This is a genomic window from Gilliamella sp. B2772 (genome assembly GCF_026536985.1).
In the GTDB taxonomy this organism is placed as follows: domain Bacteria; phylum Pseudomonadota; class Gammaproteobacteria; order Enterobacterales; family Orbaceae; genus Gilliamella; species Gilliamella apicola_E.
In genome coordinates this window covers 1-15,472 of the sequence record NZ_JAFNNB010000002.1, presented here as the reverse complement: position 1 = coordinate 15,472, position 15,472 = coordinate 1, and the positions used below count along the sequence as shown (strand labels likewise).

Genomic DNA, 15,472 nt, shown 5'->3' with positions numbered 1-15,472 from the left:
TTTTTATTTATTTTTTATCCAATGGCAAGTCTTTTTTGAAAAATTCAAGAACGTAAAATAGATAAAACTATTTTATAAAAATAGCTTAGCGAATAGTTAATGGAAGGAAATGAAAGAAGTAGAGTTAATGATTTTTCAGTTTCTCAATTATTTGATTTAGAATTAAATTTTCATCTTGATCAACATCTACAATATGATTAGCAGCATCATGATATAAAGGTAAACGTTCAGCAAGAACTTTCTCCATTTCATCAGAAATTGATAAACCCGTTAATGATGGTCGTTGAGCAATATTAGGATCTTTCATCAAACGAGCTGCTAATATTTCAGCAGGCGCAGATAGAAATATGACGACACCATTTTGCTTCATAAACTGTCGATTTTTTTCAGCTAATACCATACCGCCCCCAGTTGCAATAACGCGATTTGGCTTAGCGGTATCAATAAGGACTTGGCTTTCTCTAGCACGAAAACCTTCCCAACCTTCTTTTTCTACAATCTCAGCAACCGTTTTTTGAGTGGTTTCAAGTAAATGACAATCTGTATCGATAAAAGAAAATGATAACTCTTTGGCTAACATTTTACCCATTGTTGTTTTGCCAGCAGCTCTTGCGCCAACTAAAAAAATTATTTTTTTCATTTTGGGCCCTTCTTGATATACAGATCTTAAAATAAGTTATTTATGTATGCTAGTGATTCATTTTTATTTTTGCAATATTTTTTTACAATTTGATTTTATTATCCATATGATTTAATGAATAATAATATCCAAAAAAGTGTAAATAATTTAATGCAATTTACCTAGCATTCTTTAAACATAATCTAGCGTTGAGCATAACAATCAACACAACTTTTCTAAACCTCTAAAATAAAGTTCAGTAGCAATCGATTGATGCAATCGCCATTGAATCACATCTAATTCAGGATTCACTTTTTTAAACTCTTGGTATGTCATGAAATATCGAATGGTATTACTTCCAACACGATCATTAATACTATTGATAATCAGTTTTATTTTTTCACTACGAAGATTTTTTAATTCTTTCATTGTAGTTGCGACATTTTCAGGAACCGGTAAAACTCCGTTTTCCCAATCATGCCAAGTTTTTACGTCCGTTTTACCGATATACTCACTTGCCTCTGATACTTTTAGCATCAGAAAACGGCGAAATGCTTGTAACTCTAAATTAGTCATAAATACTCCCTTTTAATCACATTTTAAATTTATTAATCACTTTAACAGTCTTAGTCGATTTAATAAATTTTTAAGATGAAGATTAAATATTCAGTCACCATCCCAATTGAATGAGATGGTTAATTTTTAGCTTTTATTTACCAGATAAAGCATCAATCACAGCTTGTTTTGCTCTATCTGAAAGCTCTTTTCCTGTCCAAATTTTAAATTGAGCATTTGCTTGACCAATAAACATCTCACGTCCAGAAATCGATTCCCATCCTGCTTTTTCAGCTTCTTGTCTAAACTTCGTGTTATATGGTGTGTACACAATATCGTAAGCTATGCCTTTACCTTTAAACCATGCTTGTTCATAAGGCGTTTGATCTTCAAATTTACCTTGCATACCTAATGGAGTAGAGTTGACAATAATTTGTGCTTCAACTTTATCTCTATCTGCCCAAGCTACCGTTTTAAGATTAAATTCTTTAGCTAATGCTTCGGGTAAATCAGAGACAATATCGGTAACTGTTATATCACTATATCCAAGATCTTGTAATCCAACAACCGCCGCACGTGCTGCACCGCCCGCCCCAAGTATTAACACTTTTTTATATTCAGCTGGTAATTTTTTTTGCGCTAGTGGTTGCATAAAACCAATAATATCGGTGTTATCGCCACAAAGCTTATCGCCATCCCAATAAACTAAATTAGCTGCACCCGCTTTTTTAACATGATCAGTGACTTCATCTAAATAAGGAATAATAGTTTGTTTGTGAGGGATAGTAACGCACAAACCACGGATATTTAGTAATCGTACTGATTTAAAAAGTGTCGCAATTTCCTCTGGTGGTGTAGGAAAAGGTACCAGTACGGCAGGAATACCATAATCTTGGAAAGATGTAGTATGAATAAGTGGGCTCATACTATGCCCCAAAGGATAACCGATAATGCCATAGATGCTATATGGCGTAAACTGACTCATACTATCTCCTTGAAAGTAAATAAATTCAGACTAATAGATGAAATTTAAAATCCATAGTATTAAAACACAGTTATTATAAGATTAAATCGTTTTATATTGAACAAAAACAATCTAAATTATGAGATAATTATTTCGTCATAATAATCAATTTAGAATTACTAATCTTTTTCAATTAAAAACTTATTTTTAAGCTTAGATAAGATAATGCTTGAGAATTTACCTGTAAAAGCGTATACTTCGCTACCTCATTATTATGGGTGTAGTGTGAGAGGTTAGACTGCTTCTCAAATAGAACTGCAGCAAACTAAAAGCCTGACGAGGTTAATTCCATTAACATATTACGCCCAAGGCTTAAGCATAGAAATTTCGGAGAATTATTGACATGTCACGAGTATGCCAAGTAACAGGAAAAGGTCCTTTAGTGGGAAATAATCGTTCTCATGCGATGAATGCTACTAAACGTCGTTTTCTACCAAATCTTCAAACTCACCGTTTTTGGGTTGAGAGTGAAAAACGTTTTGTAAAATTACGTATATCTGCTAAAGGTATGCGAACTATCGATAAAAAGGGTATTGATGCAGTTTTAGCTGAACTTCGTGCCCGTGGTGAAAAGTACTAATAAGGAAACCATATCATGGCTAAAGGTGTACGTGAGAAAATTAGATTAGTTTCTTCTGCTGGTACCGGTCATTTTTATACCACTAGCAAAAATAAAAGAACAATGCCTGAAAAGATGGAGATCAAAAAATACGATCCTGTTGTTCGTCAGCACGTTGTTTATAAAGAAGCTAAAATTAAATAATTTTACTTTTAAATAAAAAACCCAGCTTAGCTGGGTTTTTTTATATCTATGATTGTGATAATTAGATTAAATTAATAAAAAAGCTCCAGTTTCAACTGAAGCTTTATAAATTAAATGATGTCTTATTTTAAATATTCTTGCTCATATGCTCTTGCTTTTTTATCATCAAAAGCATGTTCCCAGCGGGCTATAACGATAGCAGCCAATGCATTACCCACAACATTAACTACTGTTCTACCCATATCTAAAATACGCTCAACACCCATAATATAACCAATACCCTCGATTGGAATACCAACACTACCAAGTGTAGCTGATAACACTAAAATTGAAGCACCAGGTACACCAGCGATCCCTTTTGATGCTATCATCAATGTTATAACAATGATAATTTGATCCAGAATGCTTAAATCCATACCAAATAATTGCGCGAGAAAAATAACAGTTATACTTTGATATAGTGTTGAACCATCAAGATTAAATGAATATCCAGTAGGGATAACAAAACTCGTGATTGCTTTCGGTGCACCATAAGCTTCCATTTTTTCAATGATCTTAGGCAAAGCTGTTTCAGAGCTTGCAGTTGAAAACGCAATGACGAGTTCTTCTTTCAATATTTTTAATAAGGTAAAAATATTAAATCGGCACAATTTACAAACTAAACCTAATATGACCAAGGTAAATATAATCATTGCTGAATAAACGGTTAAAATCAATTTCAGTAATGGCAATAATGAAGCGAATCCATATTTGGCAACAGTTACCGTGATTAATGCAAATACCCCAATAGGTGCGTAACGCATAATCATATTAGTGACTTTAAACATTGTATCTGATACCACTTTTAACAAGAATAAAAATGGATCACGCTGTTTATCCGGTAGCGACATTAAGCCTAAGCCAAAAAAGACACAGAAGAAGATAACAGGTAAAACTGCACCATCAGACATTGCTTTAAAGATATTAGCTGGAATCATGTCTAAAATCATAACAATTAAACCGTGAGGTTTACCGCTAAGTTCTTCAGCTGCTTTAGTATATTTACTAATATCTGCTGAGGCTAACGTTGAAGAATCAATTCCCGCGCCAGGTGCAAAGAAATTTCCCCAAAAAAGACCTAATAAAATGGCAATAGTGGTAATAATTTCAAAATAAAGAATAGTTTTAAAACCAAGCATTCCTAAACGTTTTGAACCACCAATGCCTGCTATACCTAACGTTAAAGTACTAAGAATAATTGGTAATACAATCATCTTAATTAAGCGGATAAAGATATCACCTGCTGGTTGGAAAATATTAACAATTGCAAATTGATAATATGAATGTAATTCATGATTAGGATCAGCTAATTCATATAGAAAAGCACCTGCCACTACACCTAAGACCAAGGCAATTAAAATTTGCCAAGCAAGATTAGTTACAACTTTTTTTATAGAGAAAGACATGTAATTCTATTCCTTGTCGTGGTTTTCGAAAACAAAAAAGGATTAGTCTGTGTGGCTAATCCTTTTTTATAATTAAAAATTATTCTTCGGATTCTTGAGCGGAATCATCACTATCATAAGCCTCTTGGGACAATTCCGATTCATCATCATCTTCCGTTTCAGCAATTCGTTGTAATCCGACCACTTTTTCGTTTTCGGCTGTTCGAATTAAGGTTACCCCTTGAGTGTTTCGACCAACAATGCTTACTTCAGATACACGAGTACGTACTAAGGTACCCGCATCAGTAATAAGCATGATTTGGTCAGTTTCTTCAACTTGTACTGCACCAACTACTGCACCGTTTCGTTCACTCACTTTAATAGAGATAACCCCTTTTGTAGCGCGTGATTTAGTTGGATATAATTCTTGTTCAGTACGTTTTCCATAACCATTTTGAGTTGCAGTTAAGATTGCACCATTTCCTCGAGGAACAATTAATGATACAACTTTATCATCACCTTCTAATTTAATACCTCGAACACCTGTCGCTGTTCGTCCCATGCAACGAACTTTATTCGCTGGGAATCGAACCACTTTACCATTAGCAGAGAATAACATAATGTCTTCGGTATTAGAAATTTGAGAGACTTCATCATCACTATCTGTCTCTTCAACAACCACATCATCGTTTAGTTCTTCATCATCAACGATATCAGATGTTTCATTACTTGTTAAATCAACACCAATAAGTTCATCATCATCACGTAAGTTAATAGCAATTATGCCACCGCTTCGAGGACGACTAAATTCAATTAGAGAGGTTTTCTTAACCGTACCTTGTGCTGTTGCCATGAATACACAATGTTCATCATCAAATTCACGAACAGGTAGAATTGCTGTAATGCGTTCATCAGCTTCTAGCGGTAATAAATTAATAATTGGACGACCTCGAGAACCTCGGCTGGCTTCTGGTAATTGATACACTTTCATCCAATATAAACGGCCACGGCTAGAGAAACAAAGTATAGTATCGTGAGTATTCGCAACTAATAACTTCTCAACAAAATCTTCTTCTTTAATTTTTGTTGCCGATTTACCTTTACCACCTCGACGTTGCGCTTCATAATCAGATAGCGGTTGATATTTCACATAACCTTGATGAGAAAGTGTAACTACAACATCTTCCTGAGCGATTAAATCTTCAATATTGATATCAGCGCTGCTTGCAGTAATTTCTGTTCTTCTTGCATCTTGGAATTGATCGCGAACCGCTTCAAGCTCTTCACGAATAACTTCCATTAATCTTTCAGGGCTTGCAAGAATATGGAGTAAACCACTAATTTGAATTAATAACTCTTTATATTCATCAAGAATTTTTTCGTGTTCAAGTCCGGTTAATCGATGTAAACGAAGATCTAAGATAGCTTGAGCTTGAGCTTCTGAAAGATAATAATGGCCATCTCGAATACCAAACTCTGGCGCTAAATCTTCCGGTCGAGCAGCATCATTACCAGCTTTTTCAAGCATTGCAGCAACATTACCTAGTTGCCAAGCTTGCGATAATAGTTTAGCTTTAGCTTCCGAAGGCGTAGCCGCGGCACGGATTAATTCAATTACAGGATCTATATTAGCTAATGCAATAGCTAAACCTTCCAATACATGCGCACGTTCACGAGCTTTACGAAGTTCATAAATAGTTCGACGCGTTACCACTTCACGGCGGTGAAGAACAAACGCTTCGATCATTTCTCTTAAATTTAATAGTTTTGGTTGGCCTTTATGTAAAGCCACCATATTAATACCAAAAGAAACTTGTAGTTGAGTTAATGAAAAAAGATTATTTAGAACAACTTCACCAACGGCATCGCGTTTAATCTCAATAACAATACGCATACCATCTTTGTCTGATTCATCGCGCAGTGCTGAAATGCCTTCAATTTTTTTATCTTTGACTAACTCTGCAATCTTCTCGATTAATTTTTTCTTATTAACTTGATAAGGAATTTCATTAACAATAATCGTTTCACGACCAGTGTGATCATCAACTTCAACCGTTGCTTTAGAACGAATATAAATGATACCACGACCAGTTCGATAGGCATTTTCAATACCTTTACGCCCATTAATTAATGCTGCGGTAGGAAAATCTGGACCTTTAATATACTCCATTAAACCATCGACAGAGATATTTTCATCTTCAATGAATGCCAAGCAGCCATTAATCACTTCAGCTAAATTATGAGGAGGAATATTAGTTGCCATACCAACTGCAATACCCGATGAACCGTTAATGAGTAAATTAGGAATTCGAGTTGGAAGAACATCAGGGATCATTTCTGATCCATCATAGTTTGGCGAAAAGTCTACGGTTTCTTTGTCAAGATCTGTCAACAATGCCCCTGCAAATTTTTGCATACGAATTTCGGTATAACGCATTGCAGCAGCAGAGTCGCCGTCAACAGAACCAAAGTTACCTTGACCATCAACAAGCATATAACGTAATGAGAATGGTTGTGCCATACGAACGATAGTGTCATAAACAGCAGAATCACCATGTGGATGATATTTACCGATTACATCCCCGACAACACGAGCAGATTTTCGGTAAGGTTTATTCCAGTCGTATCCAGCTTCATGCATAGCAAATAAAACTCGTCTGTGGACGGGTTTTAGTCCGTCACGTACATCAGGCAAAGCACGCCCGACGATAACAGACATTGCATAATCAAGATAAGAGGATTTTAATTCGTCTTCAATATTGACGGGAGTTATTTCTTTGGCTAGTTCGGTCATAACACCATGTTCTCTTATTAATTTAAATCTTAAAATAGCTTATAATTATAGCACAAAAATAGCTATTAATGCAGAACTAAACTGTTTTTATTTCAACTTATTCTGTATGAATAAACAAAGTATTTTCAATTAATTGGCATAAACAGTTCAAAATCATTGTGTGCATTTCGTAGGCCATCACCTTTTTGTAAGATGGAATTCTGATTTCAATATCATTCTGACCAAGCAATCCGATTACTTCACCGCCATCAAATGCGGTTAATGCAACAATTTTCATATCTTTTATCACAGCTTCTTGGACGGCACGAATAATTGAACGACTATTACCTTCACAAGTGGATATAATCAAAATATCACCTTGTTGCCCTAAAGCTTGAATTTGCCGCGCATATATCTCTTCATGATTTGATATCGCACTTAACAAAACATTATCCGAAACTAAAGCAATAGCAGGAATACTTGGCCTTTCAATGTCAAGACTTGTAATTAAGCGTGAAGTAAAGCTTTGTACATTCGCTGCCGCAGCCCCATTACCACATCCCATAATTTTATTACCATTAAGTAATCCACCAACAATAATATTAGCTGCTTTTTCAATTGAAGAGCCTAGTGATTCCGCCATCACTATTTGAGTTTGAATACTTTCAGTAAAATAATTTTTTATTAAATCTTGCACGTTTTTTCACCTAACCATTAAAACGCATTAACTATCCATTTTTGATCTTCGCCCGTTATGGCAAAAACATCAAATCTAAACTCTGTTTCTTCAATATTAAAGTTATTTTCTAACATCCAAAGTTGTGCAGCTTGTTTAATTTTAGATTGTTTATTAAACGATATTGTCATTTCAGCTTCACCAAAATGGGCATTTTTTCGATATCTAACTTCAATAAAGACCAAGCAGGTTTTGTCTCGCATAATTAAATCAATTTCACCAATTTGGTATAGGCTATTTTGTTCCAATAATACAAGTCCTTGCTTGGTTAAAAATTGGCAAGCTAATTGTTCATAATACTTACCAATTTTTTTACTATTCGCTTTGCTGTGAGGACTGATCAGATGCTTCATAAACATATTCTTGCCAAGAAAGTGATCGCGTTACTTCGCATTGATTACTTGTTGACAATTTACCGGTCATACCATCTAAAAAATTAGGTTGATAAGAATCCAATTGATTGAAACGATTAGCGAGTCTCCATGCATCAATACCCATAGCGTATAATCGAGTTAAAGAATAATCTTTTTGAATATTGCCAGGGATAAGGGAAGACATTCTATCAGATGACTGAATAATCAATGGAATATCAGCATACTCAGTTTTATTCATATCATAGTTAAAATCATTTGAAGCGCTTGCTACATGGCTTTTAGAACTAGAATAAAGCGTAACTGATGATGACCCATTGCCAATAGTTTTGCCCGCTCCCAAATCAAGCATTGGTTTTATTAACGTTAATTCATCATATGATGCATAAACATAAATCGCGTCAAAACCAGCGGAACTTGATGATGTTGTAGCACTACCATCATCAAAAGAGACTGGACGGCCAGTTAAACTTATTCCACTATTATGATTCATATTGCCCCTCAAAGTACCGATACTACCGACATATTGGACATAAGCTTGAGAACCATTAGCAATTTGTGACCATTGTTTAGCAAAACTTTTAGCAACTCGTCTACCTAAATCAGTTTGTGGAACAATTAATAGTGGTTTTTGCTTATTTTGAGCAAAAATATGGTCAGCCGCATCTTTTGCTTCATCTTCAGGAGATAATGCGAAGAAACACATCTTATTAGAGGAAACAGTACCATCATCCACTTTATTTAATGCTAAAACAGGAATAGACGGTGCTAACTGTTTTATTTTAATGACTTCTTCTTTCAACAATGGACCAACAATTAATTCAACATTTTGTGCTTGAGCTTGTTCAATTAAGCTTTCCATTGGCAATGATGTGGTATCTAAGACAACAACATTTTGTTGCGGTTCTTGTGGATAAAATTTAACTGCATCAACATAACCTTGACGAATTGTATTACCAAATATACGAGAAGAGCCATTTAAAGGTAATAATAAAGCAACTGTTTTCGTATTTACATTATCAACAGAAAGCTTTTGGCCACCTACTAGCGCCGAAACAATCTCTTGGGCTGGATGATTTGGATATCTTGATGACCAATCTTCAATAGCTTGTTTTAATTGTGCACTTTGACTACTATTTGTTGCATCAACAACATCAGTACTATCACCTGACTGAGCTAATGCTTTTTTATTATTACTTTTATATGTATAACTTAAATCAATCCAACCCCTTAATATTACTTCATTATCAGCAGCAGAAATTTGACTTATTTGACTTGCAGATAGTTTGCTAAAGAATTTCCAAGTATTATTTAATATCTGCTTTTGATGTTTCTCAGGGGCAAATTTTTGTAAAGATAAATAATCATGAGCTTGTTCATTTATATTTCTAGCTTTGCGATCTAAAGCTAATTTTATTGAATAATAACGATATGATTGTGAATCATTTAATTTATCAGCAGATAGTTGATTAATATTAAATGGCTGTCCTTTTCTGACCGCTATTTCGCCTTGAGATAACAATTGGTCTTTTTGTTGTTCAGCATTAAGATTCGCAGGAAGCTCAGATAATAATTTGTTTGCTTGAGACAATTTATTCTCATTTATTAAAGCCCGCACGGCTAACAATTGCCAATCGATTTTGGCATTTCCTGAACTTGATTCAGCTTGCGACAAATAATAATTGGAATCTCTAGTCTCATCATATTTACCACTTTTCGATAAGCTGAGATTACAGCCAATTAAAAGCGAAAATAATGCTAACATAACAATAGCATAAAAGGATTGTTTTAATTTCATACCCATTCTCTTATAAATTTTCATCCCCAAATTCGTTGCACATGAACAGTAACTTCCTCACGATCGTGATAAAGCTGCTTAGCCTGAATTTGTACATTGATTTGATTATTATTTAGTTCTTTTATTAGTAATTGTAAATTTTGTTTTACTTCTTCATAACGTTTTTTCATTGGCAACTTGAGATTAAAAATTGTCTCTCGGCACCAACCATTAATAAGCCACTTGGCAATTAATTCTGTTACTTTGGCTGGTTTTTCAACCATATCACACACTAGCCAATAAATATTATGCTTTTTAGGTATAAATTTGAAGCCATCTTCACGATAATGTTTAACTTGCCCTGACTCCATAAGTTTTTCATTCATCGGACCATTATCTATAGCATATACCATCATGCTTTTTTTGACTAATTGATAAGTCCATCCTCCAGGACACGCACCTAAATCAACTGCATTTAAACCACCTTTTAGTCGTTCATCCCACTCTTCATAAGGAATAAAAATATGAAAAGCTTCCTCTAGTTTTAACGTGGAACGGCTTGGGGCATCAGCAGGAAATTTTAATCTTGGTATTCCCATATAAAAAGGCGAATTATTTTGACTTAAGGAATATCCTACATAACAACTATTATTGTTAATGAATAATAGATGAATTACTGGCCGTGATGGATTTTGAACTTTTAAAAGGATGCGCTTATTTCGTAAAGCTTGTCGAAGAGGAACTGTAAATTTCCGACAAAATCCTGCTAATTGTTTACCTTCATTCGTATCAGCAACTTCGACACGCAAATCACCTGCTTTATCAACAATACCAGATAATGCCTCGATTATAGGAGTGATACGATCTTCTGTTGGTAAATTATCTAATAAATCACCTGCAACAAACATTTGTCTGGCAAAAATCAGTGTTCGAAATGAAATTTCTTTAATCAATAATTGAGCATCACCATCTTGGTAACATTCAAATATTATATAACCACTATTTTCTTTAACTTTCGCAAATCCAAATATCTCTTTTTGTGCGGCCCTATCTGTTATTTCTGCCGCACATTCTTTTTCGAATCCAGGCCGGCAATACAAAATTATTTTATTTAGTTTTTGCATATCGTATCTTATCGTTTTTCACAATCGAATTTGTTAAATTAATCTGATTGAACTTTATCAGTATATAAAGGTGCATCCCCTTTGGGACGAGTTTTAAATCGTCGATGCAACCACATATATTGTTCTGGTGCTTTAAGAATTTCCTGTTCAATTGCTTTATTCATAAACGTGGCTGCTTGAACATCATCATCGATAGGATATCCCTTAAGTTCAGGAGTCACATAAACGGTATAATGACCTTTTGTTTCACGTTTAGGAGTGAAAGGTATAATTGCTGGTTGGCCTAATTTAACTAAAATTCGAGTCCCTATTGTGGTTGCGGCTTTTTCGACAGCAAAAAGTGGAGCAAATACACTATTTTTAGGTCCATAATCATGATCAGGAGCATACCATAACAATTCACCATTTTTTAGTGCTCTAATCATGCCTTTAGTATTATGGCGATCCAACATATATTTGTTGGATTTTAAACGTCCTTTTAATTGAATATAATCCATAACCGGATTATCGTTTGGTCGATAAACACCAACACCAGGATGACTCATTCCTAAAATACGTGCACCTAGCTCTAACGTTAAAAAATGAATCCCAATTAATAGAACACCTTGTCCAGATTGTTGTATGCGAGTGATATGCGAATCACCTACAATTGAAGAGTGTTTAGCAAGTCTTTTATCTGACCAAAACCAAGCCATACCCGTTTCAAATATAGCAAGTCCAGTTGAAATAAAATTATCTCTTAATATTTTATCGCGTTCTTGATCGGTTTTTTCAGGAAAACATAGTTTCAAGTTCTGTTTTGCGGTTTCTTTACGCTTACCGATTAACTTCATTGAAAGCAATCCTAAGCCTTTTCCTATTTGATAAATTATTGGATATGGCAACAATACGATTAGATATAAAACACTAATACCAAACCACGTTAACCAGTAACGAGGATGTAATAACCGTTTTGTAAAAGTAGGATGAATTTCTTGACTCATATTAAGATTAAATAACAATTTAAACAAAGTGAATTATTATATACCAATCTTGAATTAAGCGGCAGAAAAATAAAATAATTAAGCATGGTGGAACATCATTTTATTAATAGATTTTTTTGTAAAGATAATGTTTTAAAAAAGATGTTAGGGATTAAATTGATTAATCCCTATTCTATAATTTTTAGTAATTGTTAAATTGAAACATGCTCAAAAAGGCCGCTCCTCAACTTTTTTTAATTTTAAATAGCTACTGGCGCTTTAATTGCAGGATAAGGGTCATAGCCAACAATTTCGAAATCTTCAAACTCATAATCAAAAATTGTAGGTGGCTTACGTTTAATAACCAGTTTAGGCAATGGTTTCGGCTCACGACTTAATTGTAAATGGGTCTGTTCCATATGATTAGAATAAAGATGTGTGTCTCCACCAGTCCAAACAAAATCACCGACTTCTAAATCACACTGCTGAGCTATCATATGAACGATTAACGAATAACTGGCAATGTTAAATGGTAATCCTAAAAATACATCACATGAACGCTGGTAGAGTTGACACGATAGTTTACCTTGAGCAACATAAAACTGAAAAAAAGCATGACATGGCGCTAATGCCATCTGATCAAGTTCGCCAACATTCCATGCAGAAACGATCATTCGTCTTGAATCAGGATCATGTTTAATTTGTTCAATTACTTGAGAGATTTGATCTATCTGACGACCATCGGCGGCTCCCCAAGCACGCCATTGTTTACCATAAACTGGGCCAAGATCACCATTTTCATCCGCCCATTCATCCCATATCGTTACTTTATTATCTTTTAAATAATTAATATTGGTATCACCTTTAAGAAACCAAAGCAATTCATAGATAATTGAACGTAAATGACATTTTTTTGTTGTTACCAACGGAAAGCCATCTTGCAAATTAAATCGCATTTGATGACCAAAGATCGATAATGTACCTGTCCCTGTTCGATCTGATTTAGGTGTTCCCTCATCTAAAATTTTTTGCATTAATGCTAAATATTGTTTCATTTTGAGATAACCTTATTGTTAAATCTATATGCATATAAAAGGATCAAAATTCCACCGATAATCATTGGTAGACAGAGAATTTGCCCCATACTAATAAAATTCAAAAATAATCCTAACTGTTCATCTGGTTGTCTGAAGAACTCTATGATGAATCTGAATATTCCATAGCAAACCAAAAATAGCCCTGACACAGCACCTGTTGGACGTGGTTTACGGATAAAAAGGTTCAAGATAATAAATAAGACTATACCTTCAAATACCATTTCATAAAGTTGTGATGGGTGTCTTGGTAAAACACCATTTAATTGGCTATATAAAGAAAACCATTCGGGATGTGATTGTACAAACATAAAGTCGGCATGAGTCGAAGTCGGAAATAACATACCAATTGATGAGTTAGTTACACGTCCCCAAAGTTCACCGTTGATAAAATTACCAAAACGACCAAACATCAAACCGATCGGAACTAACGGTGCAACAAAATCGGCTACTTGCATAAATGTTTTTTGGTTCTTTTTAGCAAATATAGCAATAACGCAAATTGCACCAATCAATCCACCATGGAAAGACATGCCGCCTTCCCAAACTCGAAATAAGATTGCAGGCTCATCAATAAAAGCATCAAAGTTATAAAATAATATATAGCCTAATCGTCCACCAATGAAGAGACCTAAAAATCCCCAGAAGAGTAAATTTTCAACTTGTTGCGATGTCCAATTACTATTTGGTTTGTTTGCTCGTCGCTTAGCTAAATATAAGGCGCCAAGTATGCCAAATAAATACATTGCACCGTACCAGTGTAAGGAAATAGGTCCGATTGAAAAAGCAATTGGATCAAAATTGGGGAATTGTAAAAATTGATTCATTTTTTAACACGCTGTTTATTTTTTCGTTTATGAGTAAAGAAGTTAAATCGTTTTTTCTTAGAAAGATTTGTTATAGGATCTTCTATGTCAGATTGTATAGTAAAAACAGGCAAAGAAAACTCTTTCATCGCCTTACGATATACATCACGCTTAAAAGCAATAACCTGCCTTATAGGATACCAATAACTTACCCACTTCCAATCATCAAATTCTGGCGTTGGTGAAATATTTAAGTTTATTACCGATGTATCAGAAATTAATTCTAATAAAAACCACTTCTGCTTTTGGCCGATACATACAGGCTGATTATCCCAACGAATCATTCGTTTAGGTAGTTTATACCTTAGCCAGCCATTGGTAACCGACAAAATTCTTACATCTTTGGGTTGTAATCCTACTTCTTCATTAAGTTCACGAAACATTGCTTGTTCAGGTGTTTCGTTTAGTTTTATTCCGCCCTGAGGAAATTGCCAAGAGTTTTGCCCATAACGTCGAGCCCAAAGTACTTGACCATACCTGTTACAAATAACGATTCCTACATTTGGACGGTAGCCATCATTATCGATCACTGACTACCTCAAAAATTTATTTTTTTATATAGCTGAATTGTTTCATACATACACTAATAAATAAATAGGAAAATGATATTAATCGTCTAAATCTAATATTATATGCGAGATTTTTGGGATAATTTAATAATAGTAATAATATTAATTAGCGCAAATGTAATCTCTATCGCTAGGCTTCCTAAAGAGCCTATCCATAAACTATAAATGATCCATAAAGCACTACTCAATAATATAAGTAATCGCATCTTTTGTTGTTCAAATCGAAATAGTGCAATGGTTACTAATGTCGTTCCAATAACCGAGAAATAATTAATGAATTGCTTCCAATCCGGCGTTGTAAAAAAATAAAATATCCACATCAATGCAATAAAGAAAAACATTGCTAAAAAATTCTTAGTATAAGTAGAAGTCACATTCCTAAAAATATTTACAATATTGAGTATAGCAGCAGGATAGGATTCAGGACCTAATAAATAAAAATGCAGCGTCATAATGACGTTAACAATCGTTAATTGCCATCGGAACGCATTATCATTACGTTGCAAAAAGGCACTAACACCGACAAGATAACCTAATATACCAATTAGTTGAGGAACTGTTGTGTATTTTTCAATAAAATCTGAACCAAAAAATTGATATAAAAAGTTTAGATTATCCACTGTTTACTCCTTAGACAAATGGATCTGAATAATAAATGATTCATGAATATACTTTTACTAATTGTAGAATGCAAAAAAGCCCAGCATTACTGCTGGGCTTTCGCTCTAATTTAAAAGTCTGGCGGCACCCTACTCTCACATGGGTAATACCCACACTACCATCGGCACTACGGCGTTTCACTTCTGAGTTCGGCA

At 34.3% G+C, this 15,472-nt stretch carries 16 protein-coding genes; 2 read left to right on the top strand and 14 right to left on the bottom strand.

Features of this window, described 5'->3' with window-relative positions; genetic code table 11:
* Positions 1–124: 124 nt before the first annotated feature.
* From aroL to aroE, 3 genes are all read right to left on the bottom strand, one after another.
* Positions 125–640, bottom strand: coding sequence for a shikimate kinase AroL (gene aroL, locus J3T98_RS05265; RefSeq protein ID WP_267358155.1), 516 nt, complete (start codon positions 638–640; stop codon positions 125–127).
* A gap of 201 nt (positions 641–841) precedes the next feature.
* Positions 842–1,195 (bottom strand): DUF1870 family protein, encoded by a 354-nt coding sequence (locus J3T98_RS05260; RefSeq protein ID WP_065561983.1) that lies wholly within the window; start codon positions 1,193–1,195, stop codon positions 842–844.
* Positions 1,196–1,328: 133 nt separating this feature from the next.
* Positions 1,329–2,159, bottom strand: a complete 831-nt coding sequence (gene aroE, locus J3T98_RS05255) for a shikimate dehydrogenase (RefSeq protein ID WP_267358154.1) — start codon at positions 2,157–2,159, stop codon at positions 1,329–1,331.
* 382 nt (positions 2,160–2,541) lie between these two features.
* On the opposite strand from aroE, the gene rpmB reads away from it, so the two are divergent.
* Positions 2,542–2,778: a 50S ribosomal protein L28 gene (rpmB, locus tag J3T98_RS05250; protein WP_025314527.1), complete on the top strand. Its 237-nt coding sequence runs from the start codon at positions 2,542–2,544 to the stop codon at positions 2,776–2,778.
* 15 nt (positions 2,779–2,793) lie between these two features.
* On the top strand, positions 2,794–2,961 hold the full coding sequence (gene rpmG / locus J3T98_RS05245; RefSeq protein ID WP_034884348.1) for a 50S ribosomal protein L33: 168 nt from the start codon (positions 2,794–2,796) through the stop codon (positions 2,959–2,961).
* Positions 2,962–3,083: 122 nt separating this feature from the next.
* On the opposite strand, the gene gltP is transcribed toward rpmG, so the two are convergent.
* The 11 genes from gltP to J3T98_RS05190 form a co-directional block, all read right to left on the bottom strand.
* Entirely contained in the window at positions 3,084–4,394 is a 1,311-nt protein-coding gene (gene gltP / locus J3T98_RS05240; protein ID WP_176713972.1) for a glutamate/aspartate:proton symporter GltP, read from the bottom strand.
* A gap of 91 nt (positions 4,395–4,485) precedes the next feature.
* On the bottom strand, positions 4,486–7,179 hold the full coding sequence (gene gyrA / locus J3T98_RS05235) for a DNA topoisomerase (ATP-hydrolyzing) subunit A (protein ID WP_065561980.1): 2,694 nt from the start codon (positions 7,177–7,179) through the stop codon (positions 4,486–4,488).
* A gap of 97 nt (positions 7,180–7,276) precedes the next feature.
* A complete protein-coding gene (locus tag J3T98_RS05230; RefSeq protein ID WP_065561979.1) occupies positions 7,277–7,855 on the bottom strand; it encodes an SIS domain-containing protein in 579 nt (192 codons plus the stop codon).
* Positions 7,856–7,872: 17 nt separating this feature from the next.
* Positions 7,873–8,247, bottom strand: a complete 375-nt coding sequence (locus tag J3T98_RS05225; RefSeq protein WP_267358153.1) for a YraN family protein — start codon at positions 8,245–8,247, stop codon at positions 7,873–7,875.
* Complete coding sequence (locus J3T98_RS05220; RefSeq protein ID WP_267362326.1) at positions 8,210–10,063, bottom strand: penicillin-binding protein activator; 1,854 nt, start codon at positions 10,061–10,063, stop codon at positions 8,210–8,212. Before J3T98_RS05220 ends, J3T98_RS05225 begins: the two co-directional genes overlap by 38 nt.
* A 20-nt stretch (positions 10,064–10,083) precedes the next feature.
* Positions 10,084–11,166 (bottom strand): 23S rRNA (cytidine(2498)-2'-O)-methyltransferase RlmM, encoded by a 1,083-nt coding sequence (gene rlmM / locus J3T98_RS05215; RefSeq protein WP_267358151.1) that lies wholly within the window; start codon positions 11,164–11,166, stop codon positions 10,084–10,086.
* Positions 11,167–11,204: 38 nt separating this feature from the next.
* Entirely contained in the window at positions 11,205–12,149 is a 945-nt protein-coding gene (gene lpxL / locus J3T98_RS05210) for an LpxL/LpxP family Kdo(2)-lipid IV(A) lauroyl/palmitoleoyl acyltransferase (protein ID WP_065735011.1), read from the bottom strand.
* 239 nt (positions 12,150–12,388) lie between these two features.
* The gene (thyA, locus tag J3T98_RS05205; RefSeq protein WP_065735010.1) at positions 12,389–13,183 is read right to left on the bottom strand and encodes a thymidylate synthase; all 795 of its coding nucleotides are present in this window, start codon (positions 13,181–13,183) and stop codon (positions 12,389–12,391) included.
* Entirely contained in the window at positions 13,180–14,049 is an 870-nt protein-coding gene (gene lgt / locus J3T98_RS05200) for a prolipoprotein diacylglyceryl transferase (protein WP_065735009.1), read from the bottom strand. The genes thyA and lgt overlap by 4 nt, the downstream gene beginning before the upstream one ends.
* A complete protein-coding gene (gene rppH / locus J3T98_RS05195) occupies positions 14,046–14,618 on the bottom strand; it encodes an RNA pyrophosphohydrolase (protein WP_065735008.1) in 573 nt (190 codons plus the stop codon). Before rppH ends, lgt begins: the two co-directional genes overlap by 4 nt.
* Positions 14,619–14,716: 98 nt before the next feature.
* Positions 14,717–15,277 (bottom strand): YgjV family protein, encoded by a 561-nt coding sequence (locus J3T98_RS05190; RefSeq protein WP_065561971.1) that lies wholly within the window; start codon positions 15,275–15,277, stop codon positions 14,717–14,719.
* Positions 15,278–15,472 lie beyond the last annotated feature (195 nt).